This is a genomic window from Ornithinibacillus massiliensis (assembly GCF_018310345.1).
Lineage (GTDB): Bacteria > Bacillota > Bacilli > Bacillales > Amphibacillaceae > Ornithinibacillus > Ornithinibacillus massiliensis.
On sequence record NZ_JAGXBY010000002.1, the window covers coordinates 337,142 to 356,157 of the forward strand.

A 19,016-nucleotide genomic window follows, 5' to 3' on the forward strand; every position below is an offset into this window, starting at 1 on the left:
AAAGGTGGTGAGGGAATGAATCGATTTGTTGTCTTGGATTTAGAAACAACAGGAAATTCTAGTGCAAACCAAGATAAAATTATCGAAGTGGGTATCGTTGTAATAGAAGATGATCGAATTACGGATGAATTTTCAACGATGTTGTACCCAGAAAAATCGATACCACCCTTTATTACGAAGTTAACGGGAATTAAAGATGAAGATGTAAAAGATGCACCATCTTTTACAGAAATGGCGGATACGATAACGACCTTACTAGAAAACAGCTACCTAATCGCTCATAATGTTCCATTTGATATGGGATTCTTAAATTCAGAACTAACGTCTATTGGTAAACCTAGATTACGAAATCCTGTACTGGATACGGTGGAATTAACTAGAATACTGTTTCCACAGGCACCTGGCTTTAAGTTAGGGCAGTTGGCGGATTATTTAAAGATTAAACATGATAATCCTCATCGTGCCTTATCAGATGCTTATGTAACAGCAAAGCTTTTCCTTATCTTAAAGGAAAAGATATCTACCTTACCATATGAAACATTACAGCATCTTTTAAAAATCGAAAAATCATTAAAGTCCGATTTATATGACATTCTAAACAAACAAATGGAACTAGTTGCCTTTGAGACTGAGGAAACGGATTATATTAGTTATAAGGGACTTGCTTTTCTTAATAATACCCCTAAGAAGCGTGAAAAGGTAATGATCGCGACTTCCTATGGCGAGTATTTAGATTCTATCTATGAAGAGAACGGTTCGATGGAATCAGCGATTAAACAGTACGAAAAACGAGATGGACAACGAATCATGTCTGAGGACATTTATGATTCATTCCAGGGAAAAAAACACGCTCTAATTGAAGCGGAGACCGGTACAGGAAAGTCATTAGCATATTTGATACCAGCTATTTATGAAGCGGTAAAAACAAATAAAAAAATCGTAATTAGTACGTATACGACACAGCTTCAATCACAGCTATTAGAAAAAGAAATTCCTTTAGTAAAAAAGCTAATATCATTTCCATTTAAAGTGGCGTTATTAAAAGGAAAGCAGCATTATCTTAGTATTGAAAAATTCATTCATGAATTGTATTCCGCTGAGCAGGATAATTATGATATTGCCTTAACGAAAGCAATGATTCTCGTCTGGTTATTGGAAACCGAAACAGGTGATATAGATGAATTACACTTGCCTTCCCATGGCCAACTATTTTATAGACGAATCTCTGCTGATACGGAAGGACAAGCGGATCCTTCTTCACCATGGTTTAAATATTCCTACTACCAGAAAGCACGGAGAAAAGCACAATTAGCAGATATTATTATTACGAATCATGCATTATTATGTACCGATATATTTAATGAGTATCAGTTTTTACCAAAATACGATAAAGTTATCATTGATGAGGCACATCACTTAGAGGAGACCGCTTCAAAACACTATGGTTTAAAGCTTGATTATGTTAATATGCAACATGTAATCAACCAAATCGGAACCTTTGGAGAAGGGAAATGGATAGATAAGCTTGCCACTAATCATGTACAGATCAAAGAAGCCGTTTCCTCTGAACGCTGGAATGATTTGGTAAGCTTAACCAAGTATGAATTAGACGATTTATTCCGTTCAATATTTCAATATGTGTTACACCTAGAGGGAACGAAGAAGGTCTTAAGTGATGTCGGCCGAATTCAGTATCGGTATGAAGAAAGAAAAGAGAAAGAAGCGAGATGGAATCCAATTATAGAGATGGCTACAAGGGTTATCTTTTACATTCGGGATTTAATCCATTACCTTACTATCATAAGCCAACAATTGACTGATAAAGAAGCAAAGGATGAAACAGAGCATCGTATTGAATTACTTCAATCCTTTATTGATGGGATAGAACAATTATTCTTACTTGATAATGATTCTGTTGCCGTGAAATGGATAGAAATTGAAGCATATGGTGCTAAAAATGCGGTTTATTTATATAGTGAACCAGTTAATGTATCCTCTGTGCTTCAAGAACAATTTTTTGCTGTAAAAGAAAGTGTTATTTTAACCAGTGCTACTTTAACGATGAAAAATTCGTTTAGTTTCATTCAAAAACGGCTAGGAATACCAAATAATCGGCTTTATTCGAAAAAATTACCCTCACCTTTTTCTTATGAAGATCAAGTACGTGTGATGGTACCGAACGATTTTCCAGAGTGGAATTATAGTAATTCGGACGATTTTGTTATGGCAACTTGTGAGGCTATCCTATCCCTTGCAGAAATCACCAGTGGTAGGATGCTGGTACTATTCACATCGTATGATATGCTTAAAAAATCGTATTATTTAATTAAAGAATCCATGGAAAATGAAAAGTTTGTACTCATTGCCCAAGGTATTTCAAGTGGTAGTAGAGAAAGATTAAAAAAGAACTTCCAAACATTTGATCAATCAATCCTACTAGGAACAAGTTCATTTTGGGAGGGTGTCGATATTCCAGGTGATGATCTATCGTGTTTAATGATAGTAAGATTGCCATTTCAACCTCCTAATCACCCTGTATATGAGGCAAAAGCGCAAGATATGAAGAAAACTGGTGGAAATGCATTTTATGATTTAGCACTTCCAAATGCCGTTATCCGTTTTAGACAAGGGTTCGGAAGGCTTATTCGTTCTAATAATGATAGAGGGATTGTATTTGTGTGTGATGCGAGAATGATTAGATCGTCTTATGGAAAGTATTTCACAGAATCCATTCCAAAAGTACCGATTGCCTTTGATTCAACAACCGAGTTAATGAAAAAAGCAAGAGAATGGTTTTAACCATTAATTTTCAATACGGTATGGTATCACGTTGTTCTTCATTCTGTAATACTGTTTTGACATAAAAAAACTGATGCGGGGTGCATCAGTTCAATGAGATGGTATGGAGTTTAGAAGTTTTTTGGTTGAAATAAATAAAATCAAAACAAAAATCGGGAAATGCTTGGTATAATGGATGTGTTTCATCTTATTTAAGTTCAACGTAATTATAGTATTAGCAGCATATAAGCAACTATGATTAGTAATAATTGATAAGAATAGAAGCAATTTGATAGGTATAGGAATTTGGAGGGTAAATGATATGGGAAGAAACAAAAGGAATCAGCCAAGTATTAGAAATTTGAAGGTAGTAACAAACGTAGGTAACGTATGCGAAGAAATAATATAAATGCCCCCTCCTGGACAAAATGGGTTATATTCGCATTGATCATTGTTGTTGTTGCTATTCTTATCTTTTTATCGGTTTTATATAACAATATAGAAAAAAGTAAAACGAATGGGTTTGAAAATGCTGAAAAACGAGTAATCGAGGAAACAGAAGTAATAGAAGTAGTGGAAACGATGCGATACCACGGGGATACACTCCATTATATCGTCACTGGTACTACTGAAGATAATGGAAGTTTAATGGTGTTTGTTCCTGATGATGAAGAGGATAAATTAACCACCATTAATGAGGATGAGATTATTCCAGTTGAATCCATTCGTCAAAGTTGGCAACAAACATGTACAAATTGTGTGTTCATTAAAATTGTTCCGGCAATTACCGATCATAATCCATTATGGGAGATTACCTACTACGATGAAGCGGGACGATATGTGATGGATTATGTGTCTATGTTTGATGGCTCAAAGTATGAAGAATTTCGCTTTAAAAAAATGTTCGATTAAGTGAGGGAATTGCAAAATGGAGATTGCAAACAGAGTAAAAACATTAACCCCATCGTCAACCCTAGCTATTACAGCAAAGGCGAGGGAATTAAAAAATAATGGTTTTGACGTTATAGGACTTGGTGCAGGTGAACCAGATTTTAATACACCAGCATATATTATTCAAGCTGCAAAAGATGCAATGGATCAAGGCATGACGAAGTACACACCTGCTGGTGGTATTAATGAATTAAAGCAAGCTATTATGAAGAAGTTAAAACAGGATAACGAGCTTGATTATCAAATGAATGAGATCATTGTAACTTCAGGTGCTAAGCATGCTTTATATACGCTTTTTCAAGTGATTTTAAATGAAGGTGATGAAGTAATTGTTCCAGCGCCGTACTGGGTAAGCTATCCAGAACAAATTAAACTAGCTGGCGGGAAACCCGTTATTGTAGATGGCTTGGAAGAAAATGATTTTAAAATTACACCAGAACAATTGGAAGCAGCAATATCGGATCGTGCAAAAGCCGTCATTATAAATTCTCCTAGTAATCCAACAGGGATGATGTATAGTGAAGATGAGCTAAAAGCGTTAGGAGAAATCTGCTTAAAGCATAATATTGTTATCATTTCTGATGAAATTTATGAAAAATTAATCTACACAGAAGATAAGCATGTATCTATTGCACAACTTTCTTCTGCATTAAAAGCGCAGACCATCGTGATTAATGGCCTATCGAAATCACATGCGATGACTGGATGGAGAATCGGCTATGCTGCAGGTCCAGAAGTAATTATAAAGGCAATGACTAATTTAGCATCGCATTCAACATCTAATCCAACTTCAATTACACAATATGCTTCGTTAGCAGCATATCAAGCAAAAGAGGATCCAACTATTGAAATGCGTAAAGTGTTTGCAGAAAGACTCGATGCGTTATATGATTTAATCGTTACTATTCCTGGTGTGACCTGTAAAAAGCCTCAGGGAGCATTCTATTTATTTCCAAATGTATCCGGGTCTGCTAAATTAAATGGCTTTGATTCTGTGGATGACTGGGTAACAGCATTACTGGAAGAGGAAAAGGTTGCTGTAGTACCTGGTTCAGGCTTTGGAGCACCTAATTACATGCGTTTATCTTATGCAATCGAAATAGAGCAATTAATTGAAGCTGCTCATCGAATTAAACGATTTGTAGAAAAACATCAATAATAGATATTCACATGACGAAGCAAATTTTTTACTAATGGAGGTTATTTCGTTGAAAACAACAATCGCACAAGTACCCAAACATGAGGGGAAATCAGTAACAATCGGAGCATGGCTTGCTAATAAGCGCTCTAGTGGTAAAATTGCATTCTTACAATTACGTGATGGCACAGGCTTTATGCAAGCTGTTGTTGCCAAAAGTGATGTTAGTGAAGAAACATTTCAGCTTGCAAAAAGCTTAACACAGGAATCTTCTATTTATGTTACTGGTACTATTGTAGAAGATACTCGCTCCCCATTTGGTTATGAAATGCAAGTTTCGGATATTGAATTAATTCATGAGTCTGTTGATTATCCTATCACACCGAAAGAGCATGGAACAGAATTTTTAATGGATCATCGCCATCTATGGTTACGATCTAAAAGACAACATGCTGTAATGAAAATAAGAAATGAAATTATTCGTTCTACATATGAATTCTTTAATGATAACGGATATATCAAGATTGACCCGCCAATCTTAACAGGATCCTCTGCAGAGGGAACAACGGAATTATTCCATACCAAATACTTTGATGAAGATGCATACCTATCTCAAAGTGGACAATTATATATGGAAGCTGCAGCAATGGCCTTTGGAAAAGTATTCTCATTCGGACCAACTTTCCGTGCAGAGAAGTCTAAAACTCGTCGTCATTTGATTGAATTCTGGATGATTGAACCAGAAATGGCATTTGTAGACCATGAAGAAAGCCTAGTAATCCAAGAAAATTATGTTAGCCATATCGTTCAATCTGTATTGCAAAACTGTAAATTAGAGTTAGATATTCTTGAGAGAGATACTTCGAAGCTTGAAAAAGTTAAAGCTCCATTCCCACGGATTTCTTATGATGATGCGATTGCATTATTAAAGGAAAAGGGCTTTACAGATATTGAGTGGGGTGAGGATTTCGGTGCACCTCATGAGACTGCAATTGCAGAAAGCTTTGATAAACCTGTATTTATTACGAATTATCCAGCAGAAATTAAAGCATTTTATATGAAACCAGATCCAAATCGTGAGGAAGTTGTTCTTTGCGCAGATTTAATTGCTCCAGAAGGATACGGTGAAATTATAGGTGGATCGCAGCGAATTGATGATTTAGAGCTAATGAAAAAACGTTATGAAGACCATGGTTTAACAGGGCCAGCTTACAAATGGTACTTGGAATTAAGACAATACGGAAGTGTACCACACTCTGGATTCGGTTTAGGTTTAGAGCGTACGGTTGCTTGGCTTTCAGGAGTAGAGCATGTTCGTGAAACAATTCCATTCCCAAGATTGTTAAATCGTTTGTACCCATAAAAAACTAAATGTGGCTGTTCCAATTAGGGACAGCCACATTTATATGTACATCCAATTCATGCTATACTTAATATGAGGTGCACTATATGAAAAAAAACATGTTGATTCAAGATATTATGAATAATCAAATAAGCATACCGAGTGAATTATTGCTCTCTTATAAAACGTTAGGGCTTAATGAGACCGATTTAACCGTTATATTACACATCCATCGATTTATTTTACAGGGCAACGATTTTCCTACTATACATGAAATATCGGATTATTTGACTGTGGACGATAATGAATGCTCGAAGATTCTCCGCAAGCTAATTCAACGGAATCTCTTGAAGATTGAGCGTTCAGAGAACAGTCAAAATCAGTTAAGCGAATCCTATTCACTTGAGCCATTATGGGAAAAATTATACCAGCCTGTAAAGGAAGAGAAGAAAGACAATGATGATGGCACATTATTTATTTTGTTTGAACAGGAATTTGGTAGGCCACTTTCACCATTTGAAATAGAGACGATTAATGTTTGGTTGGATGAGGACAAGATCTCACCAGCATTGATTAAGGCTGCACTTCGAGAGTCTGTGTTGATGGCTAAGTTAAACTTTAAATATATGGACCGAATTCTTAGAGAATGGCAAAAGAAAGGGATTCATACCGTTGAACAAGCTCGTCAGGCCTCCAAGCGATTCCATGATAATCAGACCACCAAACAAAGTAATGTAAATAATTCAAAAAGAGATACATCATTTTATTATAATTGGCTAGAGGGAGAGGACTAATGTTAAACAAGAAACAAATTCGATTCTGTTTAGACGAAATAGGTAAGATGTTTCCAGATGCAGAATGTGAGTTAACCCATAGTAATCCATTTGAGCTTGTAATAGCAGTCTTATTATCAGCGCAATGTACAGATGCACTAGTAAACAAAGTTACAAAGGATCTGTTTCAAAAGTATAAAACACCTGAGGATTATTTAGCCGTACCACTTGAAGAACTACAGCATGACATCCGGTCTATCGGATTGTATCGTAATAAGGCAAAAAACATTCAGAAGCTTTGCACTGTATTACTTGAGGAATATAGTGGGGAAGTACCAAGGTCAAAAGATGAGCTAGTAAAATTAGCAGGGGTTGGTCGAAAAACGGCTAATGTCGTTGCATCTGTTGCCTTTGGTGAACCGGCTATTGCTGTAGACACACATGTAGAGCGGGTTTCCAAACGATTAGGTATCTGCCGCTGGAAGGATTCCGTCATTGAAGTAGAGGAAACGTTAATGAAAAAGGTACCGAAGGATGAATGGAGTGTTACCCATCATCGGTTAATCTTTTTTGGACGTTACCATTGCAAGGCGAAAAATCCGAATTGTCCAGAATGTCCCTTATTAGAAGTATGTAGAGAAGGCCAAAAGAGAATGAAAAAGCGAGAATCAATTTAAAAAAGCTGTCACGATAAACTGTGACAGCTTTTTTAGTTAAATCAACTATTCTTCTCCATTGTCTTCATCGCCCTGATTGTCAGAATTAGGGTTAGATGCTTCATCTGCTTCATCTTCTGGATCTGGATTAGTATCATCATTTCCAGGAATTTCAACAGAAGTACTACGGGTTTCCCCTCGGGATCCTTCATTAGCTCCTCTTTGGCCAATCGCTGTTACATGTATGGTGTAAACTTGACCAGGAGTAAAGTTTCCACTAATTTCAATTCCTTTAGATTCTACCATCTGGGTACCACCTTGTGCGCCTTCCACTACAACTTCGAAAGCAGCGGGTGGTCCATCATAGCCCCAATTTACATCGATAATGGATGTTGCTGGATCATATACAGCAGTAAGACCACTTACAGCATTGATAGGAGTATTCTCTTCCTCTTCTTCCTCATTATCTAGCTGAATCTTAACAGATTGTGGTTCACTGCGAATTTGGTCATTATCTTTACTTTTTACTACAACTTGAATCGTATATTCAGCACCAGGTGTTACTTGGCTGATTTCTAATTGTTTCTCTTCCGTAGAGGAGAGGACTTGCATGTCTCCACCGTTTACACTAGCTGAGACTTCAAAGTTAACTTCTTCATCAGAATCATAATTCCAAGTGACTAAAATAGAATTATTATCTTCTTTGTATTCCGCTTTTAATCCTTTAACTGGATCAAGCATATCAAATCGCTCGGATGTCTTTTTAGGCTCTGTACCCTTCACAAATAACTCCGTAACAATTTCAGAGCTAGGTGTATATTCACTAGGTAGGGCAGCAGGATTTGATCCTTTTTCTACTTTTACTTCTACGACCGAATCAGGTTTTACAAAATCAGCTGTCTCAACATTCTCGTGTACTTTTGTCATAAGCTGTTTAAATAGATTATGTGCTACCCATTTTTCATCATTCATTGTGCGGTTAGACTCGTCATATCCGACCCATATTGCAGTTGTATAGTTCGTAGTGTAACCGGCAATCCATGAGTCCTTTGTACCTTCCACATCTTTTAAGTTGGTAGTACCTGTTTTAGCTGCAATAGGTAAACCTGAAATTCGAGCCGGTCCACCAGAAGAACCTTGTGCTAAGGCAGTTTTTAGCATGTCAGAGATCATATAAGCTGTATAATCAGACATGGCAACTTCTGGTTCTGGCGCTAGGTTAATTGTTCGATCATCTGGGTACACTACTTTCGAAACGGCAAAAGGCTCGTATCGTATACCTTCATTACCAAATGCTTGGTAAGCTCCTGCTAATTGTAGTGGGTTAACATTGGTATCGGCGCCACCAATTGCATCCGTTAATTGTGGGCGACCATTTGCAAATTCAATCCCCAGGTTATTAGCAAATTTTTGCGAGTTATCATAGCCAACTTCTTCTAATACTTTTACTGCTGGAACATTGAGTGATTCTTGTAAAGCATATCGAGCGGTCATCCAGCCTTGATATGCTCTGTTCCAATTTCGGATTGCTTGGTCCGTTCCTGCAATTTCGTATGGCTTATCATCATTAATTTGATGATAAGTAGACATTTTATTGTATTCAATGGCTGGGCCATAAGCTACGATAGGCTTAAAGGTAGAACCAGCTTGGCTACCACCTTGAATTGCATAGTTCCAGCCATTCTGATAATTGCGGTCCCCACCAATTGCACGAATTGCTCCCGTTTTTGTATCAAGTAACACTAGTCCAGCATGTAAGTCCTCGTTAGGGAAGGCAACTGGATTATTTTCTGAATCTGATAATAATAGATCTACATAGTCTTGAGCGTTCTTATCTAAGGTGGTGTGAATTTGTAGACCATCAGAATAAATATCGGCACCATCTAATTTTTCGTGTACTTCTTTTTCTACTTGCTGAAGGAAGGCATCGTATGGATTCGATACTTCTTTCTTTTCAACTAGTAGGGAAGGGATATCCACTTTCATTGCTTCGTCAGCTTCTTCTTGTGTTATTTTGTCATGACGAACCATTAGTTTTAGTACAGTTTCCATTCTTTCTTTCGTTAGATCCGGATTTTTAAATGGATCATAAGCAGACGGTCTTTGCGGTAGCCCTGCTAAAATAGCTGCTTCTGCTACGGTTAGCTCATGTAAATCGGTTTTTCCAAAATAAGTTTCGGCAGCTTTAGCCACACCATAAGCACCAGATCCATAATAGATTTTATTTAAATACATCTCTAAAATCTGTTCTTTCGAATAATCTTTTTCTAGCAGTAAGGCGAGCCATTGTTCTTGTACTTTAAGTTTGATTTCTTTATCTGGTGTTAAGAAAGATTTTTCTACTACTTGCTGTGTAATGGTACTTGCACCTTCAGAACCAAATCCGTGGCGGATGTTTGCTATAATAGCACCACCAATCCTTCTTAAGTCGATCCCAGAATGATCAAAAAATCTAGCATCCTCAGTCGCGGTCACGGCATCGATTAGTATATCAGGTAAGTCGTCATACGAGATTTTTGTCCGTTTATATTCTCCAAGATCGGCGATGATTTCACCATTCATATCATAGACCTTTGAAGAAAGTGGATCTGATAATTTTGATGCATCAATTTCTGGTGCTGTGGCAATATAATAAGTAAATAAACCAGCTACACCTATGCCGATTGCAAGAAAAATAATAAGTAATGCTAATAATATCTTTTTCCATAATGGTTTCTTTTTTGATTTTTTTTGTTTTCTTCGCGCAGTGCGAGTTTGGCTATTTTCTGCCATTTCTCACTACCTCCAATCTAAAAATAAAGTTGATCAATAATCGAAAGGTAATCAACTCTAGTTTGGTATTTAAAAGGAATGAAGTGTCCTCTTTGCTTAATTTGCGTGTATGGTATTGATTTTCTACCATCGGCTTCCTTTTCATACCAAAAGGCTAATAATTCTTTTGCTTCTAACAGATATGTTTCATCGTGATGTGCAAATCGGATAATCATAAAACATATGCCGCCGTGTTTAATAATTGATTCCATATGATGAATCTGATGTTCATGCACATTGGCTAGCGGAAATGAATGTTTATTTTTCGTTTCTTTTGCCTCAAAGTCTACGTAATGATTTCGGTATAATCCGTTATAATCAGTTGTTGATGCTTGCTTGAAATACGCTTCAGTAATGACAGCTGCACTACGCTTAGGATAGTTAACTTTTACGATTTGAATGGGTGTGGGTTTCTTGTGAATGATAGCAAGATCCATGTCCAAATAATATTGATTCGTTTGGTTAATATCCTCTTCCAGTGTCATACCTCTATTTGAGAATGTTTGATTCGTCGTTTTACTTTTTATATTGGATAGTGACCGTTTTCCATTTGGATAATTCACGGCTTTCCCCCCTAGCATAAACAGTATCATATCAGAAAAACTCCTGCATTGTAACTTTAAAGTTAAAAATAGATCAAAATATCACATATAGGGCAGGGCATATATATGAAAAAACGGGAGTACCTCTATTATATAATAAATAGAACGAATAAGCATAATCTAGACAACATATCACGTACAAAAGCATACCAAGAGTTTTACTTGAAACATCCAGAAGTAAAATGGGCATTAGTTGCTAGTATTGTATCGAGAAATGCTGGATGGAATATGACTGATTTATATTTACCACCGTATAAAAACATGCTTGGAAATAAGGAATTGCAAAACTTATTCATGACCTATGAACGGGCAAATTGGCTGATTTTTTCCGATGCTTACCCACAATTATTAGCTTATGAGTTATTTAAGCATGGGCATTCATTAGTAGATATCTTAAAGGAACTTCATGTGTCTGATTTTATGATTCATGAATGGGAAATATTTAGAAAAACAAACAATAAAGAACGATTGATGCTGGCACTTATAATAAATGAGCAAAACGTTATACAACGTCCCGTTATTACGCAGCCGTATTTTAAAAGAAGCGTATTCTTCCGTCTTCCATATTGGCTACAAAATAATTTAATGCTTAATGCTGTCTTACTTCCTACTAGAGGAGGAAGTCTGTATGGATGTTATGTTCACGGGTTTACTAATGTAACCAATCGAATCACACTCGGTAAAAAGCTAGCCTCACAAATATTCCATCCTGAAGTTTATTCTGGCTTGATGGATTTTATAGTAACGGTCGAACATACTGGCTCAAGAAGAGATTATGAAAGTCTCTACGACATTTCACTTCCAAAGAGTCCAATGTTAAGACTTGTCTATCCTATAATCGATCACCAAGATAGTATTCGTCGGGATTGGTTTTATTTAGGGGGCACTAAAAAGAAGTGGTTTGAACCAGTAGCAGTTGAACCTAAGGAAATAGGAGGCTCATTTTATTTAAAACGAAAGGTTTTTTATGGTTACTATCATTTAAAATCCTTGATGCAAGAAAGAACAACATGACAAATTTTTCTGGATATTTAGATAGTTATGGTAGGATAGCATTTCAATTATGCGTTTTTCATGCATAACTTTGTGAAAAGAAGGTGCTGAGACAATAGTTTATCTTATAAATACCGAATAACATAGACCTCGCTCTTTTTCGGCGCTAGTAAAGTATTATTAGGTTGGACAACCTACAAATTTTATAGTGTCGTAGCTTCGTTTATATGTACCCTTGTTTTTTTATGTATTAGTTGTTCAGCGTGTTATAATCTTACATACTGTATTTTATAGCCTCCATATTACTCACTTTTCTTTCAACTATTTATACTATGGTGTGTAACAATTAAAGATCTATTCTAGTATTAACTAAATAGTCTTTACAAAATATTATAAAAAAGTTTAACACATTTACTTAACAATAATCATTTGCTTATTTAAGGAAAATTTTCATGTATTTTGCTTGTATTTAATAAAATAATCCTCATGAATCATCTGCTTTTAGTAAAAATTGATTTAATTGGGAATTTATTGAAAACTCTTATTTTACTAAGTATAATATTATCCATAAAGGGGGAAATAGTTTATTAAATTACTTTAAGAATTTTATAGCTATAAACTTAAAGTATAATTAGAGTACGCAACAAAGATCTTCTAAATGTGAATAGTTATAATTCCAAAAACAGGAGGTTTTTCTAATGAAAAAAATGTTGTTAGTATCTTTATTGGCACTTGGTTTAGTTTTTATGTTTAATGACGTTGAAATATCTGCTGCAGAAATGATTGATCCTAATTTAGATCCTGATTTAATACAAGTCCAAACTACTGTAAATTTAAGTCCCGCAAACTTTGACGGTATTGCTTATAAAGAATATACACTAACTGTAAATACTAATTATTCCGGATCTAGCTATTTTAAAATTGATTTTGGTAATGGAACCAAAAAAGAGGGTTATGGCAGCTACAGTAAAAAGTTTACTAATATATGGAGAACAAACTCATATCGTGTATATACAACCTCTGCTCAAGCTTCAAATGTTGATTATGGACCAAGCCCATGGTTTTATGGAACTGCAAGGATAGCTTATAAATGAAAAAAGTAAACCTTATCAACAAGCGTTTCATTTTTATTATCATAACAGTGCTTATAATTATTATAAGCACTGTTTCTTACACGTTATCTATACTTTCTGAAGCTAATGAGCAGGTAAAAAGGGATATAACAAATTTTTCAAGAGGATCCTATGATATTCTAATACGCCCAGGCGGAAAGCAAACAGAAGTTGAAAAGCAATTGAATATTATTGAAGAGAATTATCTTGGTGTTGGTGATGGGGGTATCACAATCGAAGAATGGGAGGAAATTAAAAACCATCCACAAGTTGAGGTTGCCGCCCCTGTAGCTTCCATAGGACTTTTCACAGCTAGAAAACGTACGTGGATGATAGAACGAGAAAATCTTCAATATTATGAGGTAGACTATTATACTAGTGATGGGGTAAATTCATATAAATCAAAAGAAGATACATTCATGTATGATTTCCAAGGTAACTTTGATTCCCCTAGAGTACAATACCCTTCCTCATTCGAAGTAGGTGATAATTTCTTCATAGAAGAAATAGCGACCTTTTATTTTCCTACTTCCTATCATCAAGTGGTAGCCGTCGATGCAGTAGAAGAAGAGAAATTAACACATCATGATTTAGGTTTATTGAATAAGCCAGTTGAGAATATATTTGGACATTATGTTGATGATCAAGACTTGGCAATCCCAATTTTGAGTTTAAAGGATGTTCCAGTCCCCAGTACAATTAAATTAACAATCGATGACTTAGAAGAACCAACAGAAAGTGAAATAATGGAATGGAACAGTCGTTTCATAAATGAAAATCCAATTCAAGGAATGATAGAACAACCTGATATTTATCATAGAGTAGTAGATGAATTTATAAGTAAAAAAAGACTTCACAATGAATTAGTCTATACATTTAAACCTGAAGACGGTCCTTCACCCTTTGAGAACCTCCTACTTTATGTTGATGAAAATATGAAGCTAGCACCTGATGATGGAACAGGAGAGAACATGTTAGGGGGTGCTCATCAAAGTTTAAGCCAAAATATTGGTTATCAACTAGAACCGATTCAGTATGAATTGATAGATAAAAAGAACCTTGAAGTTAAACAGACAGGTATAGATGATGTATATCATGTTCCTACATATCGAGAAATTCAGGAGATTGAGTTTTTTGAACTTGATGAAATTTCTAGAGAACCGTTAAATAGAGATGAAGCATTCGAGTTTTATAATGTTGGATTTTTTTCGATACAAGAAAACACGGAGGATTTAGCTTCTTCTCCACTCGGAATTTACGGTCGAGAAATGCCCTATTTAGCTTCTAATCGAGATATTAAACTTCACCCCTCAGCTGTTCCTGGTAGCTTCATTACTACCCCTGCCCATGGATTAATATCTATCGATTGGGCAGAAAAAATTAAGGGGAATGCACCAATTGACGCTATTCGGGTAAAGATTGCAGAGCTAGAAGGTTATGACAAATCAGCTGCCGCAATTATTAGAGACGTTGCAAATGAGTGGGAAAATAAAGGCTTTACCGTTGACATTGTAGCTGGAGCGTCTTTACAAGATATTACGGTAGATGTAGAAGGAATTGGCAAGGTAGTACAACCATTTACAACACTTGGGGCAGCAGATACAGTCATATCTAGCTGGAATACACTCCAAATAATGTTAACAGTACTATATGGGATTGTTGCCATAACCTTTGTTGGATTTACTTTCTTTAACCTACTTTCTGATAGGCAAAAAGATGAACAATTACTTGCCAAGCTTGGTTGGTCTGAAAAAGTTATTGGTCGAATTCGTTATAAAGAATGGATATGGATGTTAGGTACACCTATCTTTATTGTCTTAATAGGGTTTAGCCTATTTGGCATCAGGGCTGATAACTGGTTGCCTTTTATATTTTCTATTGGCGTGAGTTGTATCTTTGTTGTTTTGCTTGTAATAGCGGAACACTCTATTAAGAGGAAACCAAGACTGATTAAAAGACAAGGAAGGAATATAGCAATCCAAAATATACATTTTTACCAATATAGCTTAGTAGCCTCCTGTATACAACTATTTCTGTCAACGATTTTAACGTGTTTCCTTCCGTTCTTCTTAATACAAAATGTGGAGAGTACTACTCAAACAAGACTTGGCTCCTATATCCACGGGGAGATTGAAGGTTTATTTATTGTAATTGTTGTACTGCTGTATATTCTTACTGTAATAACAGTGTATCAATCTCTAAGGCGCATGTGGAAAAAAAGAAAAAAAGAAATTCAATTGTTTTTATTTTTAGGGTGGGGGAAAAGTGCCACAAGAACCTATTTTGTGAAAGAAGTTTTCTTATGGGCAGGTTTAACTACCGCATTCGGTTGGGTAGTCAGTCTATTCATCACATGGTCTATGACGGATGTATCATTTGATACGGTTTTGCTAGGAATAGCAGGATTCCTTCTTGTCTTTGCTGTGGCGCTAGGTTGTTCGATGTATTCGTTACACCAAGTAATTGAAGGAGGAGAAAAGATTGCAAATTAAACTTCAAAATGTCAGTAAGTCCTATCAAAAAGGTACAGAATTAATTCAAGTATTGAATAACATTGATTTTTCCATTGAATCAGGTACATGGTTAAACATAACTGGCCCTTCTGGTTCTGGTAAAACTACCTTATTACGTCTATTATCAGCAATCGAGCAAGCTGATAATGGACAAGTTGTACTTGGACATCTGGATGCAATAAAGGCAAATGAAGAGGAACGAAGAAGTTTTCGTAGAAATTCTGTTGGATATATCTTTCAGGACTTTCAATTGTTTGAGCAATTTGATGTCCAAACCAATGTAATGATTCCGCTTTTGCCTTACGAACCTAGAAAAGTCGCGGAAGAAAAAGCTGAAAAACTGCTAGACATGGTAGGAATGCTTCATAGGAAAAATCATATGCCTTCTCAATTATCTGGTGGGGAACAGCAACGAACAGCTATCGCTAGAGCACTTATTAATAATCCTCAGTTAATTTTATGTGACGAGCCTACGGGGAACCTAGATATAGAAAAACGTGATCAAATTATAGAAATCCTACAAGAAATTCACCAAAATGTCGTTACCATTATACTCGTAACCCATGATTTGGAGCTTACCAAATATGGTGATGCGCATTTTGAAATAAGGAATGGTCAATTAATTGATAGAACAATCAGCATAGTACGATAATGCGAATGAGGCTGGAACAATACAATAAGTTAGACTAAAAAAGCAAATCAATACACTATCTTAGCGCAGGAAATATATGGAGACTCCTGCGGGAAGAAAGGCCTAGATGAGACTGATGAGCTTTTGCTCTGAGAGGGCTAAGGCAGCTGCCGCGGAAATGAATTATATTTCCGAATCGGCATCTTTTCTCTAGCTAAGATAGGTTCGATTTTTGTTCAATTATAAAGACTTTTGTCCCAGCCTCGTTCAAAAAAGATAACTAAATCTTCTAATGTTATGTTGATGGGCGATTAGGGCCGTTTAATTTCTTATCACCAGTTTTTAATGATTTCCCATTCTCATTTTCTTTTTGTTTGTTTTTATGGTTGCCTTTCATCAGATAACCTCCTTTACTAATAGTTTGTCTAATTAATGAAAAAAAATGAGTATCCTCACTAGTTTTGTACGATTACTTCTAGTTTTGTCGAACAGGAAGGAGTCAGCTTAATCTTAACGAATAGTAAAGGTAAGAGACTAAATTCGTGAGGTGATAATAATGGGACTAGCACTAGTGAAAGTTACAGAAGTTAGTGGCGCTTGCCGAAAAGATTTTGAGACAGCATTGTTACAACTTGGGGATATTACGCGAAAGGTAGAGCAACGTTTAACTATAAGCGTAAATAACTCAATAGAGCAACATTATGAAGAACAACTATATGAATATGAACAGGTTAAACTGACAATCCATTCGTTACTAAAACAATGAATTATTGTATCGATTTAATATGATAAGCTTGGTTTAATGCCTAAATTTGCTAAACATGATATGGTATAGGTAAGAACGGATGAATAGAGGCGTAACCATGCGATTAATTGAGTATACAAATCAACTTAAACAAGAATTAGTGAAACTGAAAGATATATTTGAACAAACAGATCCTCCAGAAGACAGGAAGGATAAAGTTTATTTTGAAATGGTACGGGTGAAGACTTTGCCTGTATACGTGCTTTTAGAGAAATGGGAAGCACTTGCATTAGAAGTGATCAAAGCGAGTAAGATAAGTGTACACCCAAATCAAATTGTATCCACACGAGAAAATATGGAACTATTATTAATGCATAGTTACTATGTGGATGTTCGACGTAGGCGATATATGGAATTACACCAGTCTGTCCTATACGTATTGGATCAATTGATACGAGCTTTGGACTAACTGCCTTTATCTTTACAATTCTGACAACTTTTAATATAATTAGCTTCCACACACCGAGAGGGGGAAAGGTAATGTCTAAAAATGAACTGATAGAAAAAGCAATTGAAATTAGAGAAAGGGCATATGTCCCATATTCGAATTTTTCTGTTGGTGCTGCGCTTTTAACGAAGTCAGGAAAAATATATACTGGATGTAATATTGAAAACGCAGCATACCCAGTTTCTTTATGTGCTGAAAGAGTTGCAATATTCAAGGCAATTTCTGAAGGAGAAACTGAATTTGTTGAGATGGCTGTTGTTGCCGATACGGAAAGACCGGTACCGCCATGCGGTTCATGTCGCCAAGTGATGAGTGAATTTTTTGCTGGAGAGATGAAGGTACACCTAACTAATCTACATGACAATACGATGACAGTTAAGGTGGATGAATTACTTCCATTCTCCTTCCAAAAAACAGATATGGAAAAATAATACATAGTAACATGACAATAAATACCGGTATTTTGTACTGAAAAATAGCGGAACTTGTGGTAAATTAAAGTAAGAAGCGGATTGTCCTGCTTCTTACTTTTTTGCTATAATAAAATACGAACGATATACATATAGTAAAATAACTTGTTTTACAGTTAATAGTTGATACTAATAAATTTAGATGATTACATTAGATGGGGTGAAGAAGCCATGCAAAATCGTGTTCAATTAAGTGGAAAAGATATTCTTGAAAAAGATTTCAAAACAGCAATGCGCGGATATAACCAAGAAGAAGTAGATGAATTTCTAGACGTTGTTATTCAAGATTATGAGGCATTTGGTCAGGAAATAGATCGCCTAAAACAAGAAATCCAACGATTGAAAAAAAATAGTGAAGGACAAGTAAGAACAAGATCGACTAATCCAGTCCCTCAACAAGTTAATTATGATGTATTAAAACGTCTTTCTAATTTAGAAAAAGCTGTATTTGGTAGTAAGTACGCAAACGCTGATTCATAAATCCAATAATTACCAGTGAAATAAGTTTCGGAATATGGTAAGATAAATTTTAGCGATAAATTGAATACTCATGTAATCGCTGCACGTTTGTGCAGAGGAAAGTCCATGCTCACACAAACTGCGATGTTTGTAGTGTTCGTGCTTGACGAATTCATAAGTCAAGGTAGTCTTTAAAGACTAACGGCAGGTGAAGTTCCTAAGTCGCAAGATATGGAATGATAGCCTTGAAAGTGCCACAGTGACGGAGCTAAAGTGGAAACACTTTAGGTGGAACGAGGTAAACCCCACGAGTGAGCAACCCAAATTATGGTAGGGGCATCCTTTATTAGGGAAATGAACCGAACGAGGGACAGGTAATTCCTGTAGATAGATGATTACAACCGGAGTACGAGGCTGACCACCGTTTGGAGTACAATGGTACAGAACATGGCTTATCGAGTATTCAATGGTCTTACATATGATTATTCCAATAACCTTTCTGCATACTGCGGAGAGGTTATTTTATTTATATAG

The 19,016-nt window shown here is 35.9% G+C and carries 17 protein-coding genes and 1 other RNA gene; 15 read left to right on the plus strand and 3 right to left on the minus strand.

The genetic code is table 11. The annotated features are described in order from the left end of the window. The first annotated feature begins 15 nt into the window (after positions 1-15). From dinG to nth, 6 genes are all read left to right on the plus strand, one after another. On the plus strand, positions 16-2,799 hold the full coding sequence (dinG, locus tag KGF86_RS05895) for an ATP-dependent DNA helicase DinG (RefSeq protein ID WP_186869766.1): 2,784 nt from the start codon (positions 16-18) through the stop codon (positions 2,797-2,799). A gap of 369 nt (positions 2,800-3,168) precedes the next feature. Beyond that, the gene (locus tag KGF86_RS05900) at positions 3,169-3,690 is read left to right on the plus strand and encodes a cell wall elongation regulator TseB-like domain-containing protein (protein WP_186869765.1); all 522 of its coding nucleotides are present in this window, start codon (positions 3,169-3,171) and stop codon (positions 3,688-3,690) included. Between the two features lie 16 nt (positions 3,691-3,706). After that, on the plus strand, positions 3,707-4,888 hold the full coding sequence (locus KGF86_RS05905; protein WP_186869764.1) for a pyridoxal phosphate-dependent aminotransferase: 1,182 nt from the start codon (positions 3,707-3,709) through the stop codon (positions 4,886-4,888). A 49-nt stretch (positions 4,889-4,937) separates the two neighbouring features. Then, positions 4,938-6,230 (plus strand): asparagine--tRNA ligase, encoded by a 1,293-nt coding sequence (gene asnS / locus KGF86_RS05910; protein ID WP_186869763.1) that lies wholly within the window; start codon positions 4,938-4,940, stop codon positions 6,228-6,230. A gap of 86 nt (positions 6,231-6,316) precedes the next feature. Further along, positions 6,317-7,003 carry a DnaD domain-containing protein gene (locus tag KGF86_RS05915; protein ID WP_186869762.1) on the plus strand — a complete coding sequence of 229 codons (687 nt, stop codon included), beginning with the start codon at positions 6,317-6,319 and terminating at the stop codon, positions 7,001-7,003. Further along, positions 7,003-7,659, plus strand: a complete 657-nt coding sequence (nth, locus tag KGF86_RS05920) for an endonuclease III (RefSeq protein ID WP_186869761.1) — start codon at positions 7,003-7,005, stop codon at positions 7,657-7,659. The genes KGF86_RS05915 and nth overlap by 1 nt, the downstream gene beginning before the upstream one ends. Before the next feature lie 45 nt (positions 7,660-7,704). Here nth and KGF86_RS05925 read toward each other — a convergent pair whose 3' ends face one another. Both KGF86_RS05925 and recU read right to left on the minus strand, forming a co-directional pair. Further along, positions 7,705-10,410 (minus strand): transglycosylase domain-containing protein, encoded by a 2,706-nt coding sequence (locus tag KGF86_RS05925; RefSeq protein ID WP_211741347.1) that lies wholly within the window; start codon positions 10,408-10,410, stop codon positions 7,705-7,707. Positions 10,411-10,427: 17 nt separating this feature from the next. Further along, positions 10,428-11,012, minus strand: coding sequence for a Holliday junction resolvase RecU (gene recU / locus KGF86_RS05930; protein ID WP_186869759.1), 585 nt, complete (start codon positions 11,010-11,012; stop codon positions 10,428-10,430). Between the two features lie 105 nt (positions 11,013-11,117). On the opposite strand from recU, the gene KGF86_RS05935 reads away from it, so the two are divergent. The 4 genes from KGF86_RS05935 to KGF86_RS05950 all read left to right on the plus strand — a co-directional run bounded on the left by KGF86_RS05935 (position 11,118) and on the right by KGF86_RS05950 (position 16,321). Next, complete coding sequence (locus KGF86_RS05935; protein WP_186869758.1) at positions 11,118-12,065, plus strand: DUF2515 family protein; 948 nt, start codon at positions 11,118-11,120, stop codon at positions 12,063-12,065. 677 nt (positions 12,066-12,742) lie between these two features. Then, on the plus strand, positions 12,743-13,138 hold the full coding sequence (locus tag KGF86_RS05940; RefSeq protein ID WP_186869757.1) for a hypothetical protein: 396 nt from the start codon (positions 12,743-12,745) through the stop codon (positions 13,136-13,138). After that, entirely contained in the window at positions 13,135-15,648 is a 2,514-nt protein-coding gene (locus KGF86_RS05945) for an FtsX-like permease family protein (protein ID WP_211741348.1), read from the plus strand. Before KGF86_RS05940 ends, KGF86_RS05945 begins: the two co-directional genes overlap by 4 nt. Further along, on the plus strand, positions 15,638-16,321 hold the full coding sequence (locus tag KGF86_RS05950; RefSeq protein ID WP_186869755.1) for an ABC transporter ATP-binding protein: 684 nt from the start codon (positions 15,638-15,640) through the stop codon (positions 16,319-16,321). The genes KGF86_RS05945 and KGF86_RS05950 overlap by 11 nt, the downstream gene beginning before the upstream one ends. A gap of 274 nt (positions 16,322-16,595) precedes the next feature. Here the strand turns inward: KGF86_RS05950 and KGF86_RS05955 are convergent, their stop codons facing one another. Further along, on the minus strand, positions 16,596-16,697 hold the full coding sequence (locus KGF86_RS05955; RefSeq protein WP_211741349.1) for a spore protein: 102 nt from the start codon (positions 16,695-16,697) through the stop codon (positions 16,596-16,598). 159 nt (positions 16,698-16,856) lie between these two features. Between KGF86_RS05955 and KGF86_RS05960 the strand changes: the two genes are divergently transcribed. The 5 genes from KGF86_RS05960 to rnpB all read left to right on the plus strand — a co-directional run bounded on the left by KGF86_RS05960 (position 16,857) and on the right by rnpB (position 18,942). Further along, complete coding sequence (locus tag KGF86_RS05960; RefSeq protein ID WP_186869754.1) at positions 16,857-17,066, plus strand: hypothetical protein; 210 nt, start codon at positions 16,857-16,859, stop codon at positions 17,064-17,066. A 97-nt stretch (positions 17,067-17,163) separates the two neighbouring features. Next, complete coding sequence (locus tag KGF86_RS05965) at positions 17,164-17,514, plus strand: DUF1798 family protein (protein ID WP_211741350.1); 351 nt, start codon at positions 17,164-17,166, stop codon at positions 17,512-17,514. A gap of 71 nt (positions 17,515-17,585) precedes the next feature. Further along, positions 17,586-17,984 carry a cytidine deaminase gene (locus tag KGF86_RS05970; RefSeq protein ID WP_186869752.1) on the plus strand — a complete coding sequence of 133 codons (399 nt, stop codon included), beginning with the start codon at positions 17,586-17,588 and terminating at the stop codon, positions 17,982-17,984. Between the two features lie 210 nt (positions 17,985-18,194). After that, the gene (gene gpsB / locus KGF86_RS05975; protein ID WP_186869751.1) at positions 18,195-18,503 is read left to right on the plus strand and encodes a cell division regulator GpsB; all 309 of its coding nucleotides are present in this window, start codon (positions 18,195-18,197) and stop codon (positions 18,501-18,503) included. Between the two features lie 64 nt (positions 18,504-18,567). Further along, positions 18,568-18,942: RNase P RNA component class B (gene rnpB, locus KGF86_RS05980), an RNA gene on the plus strand. The last annotated feature ends 74 nt before the right edge of the window (positions 18,943-19,016 follow it).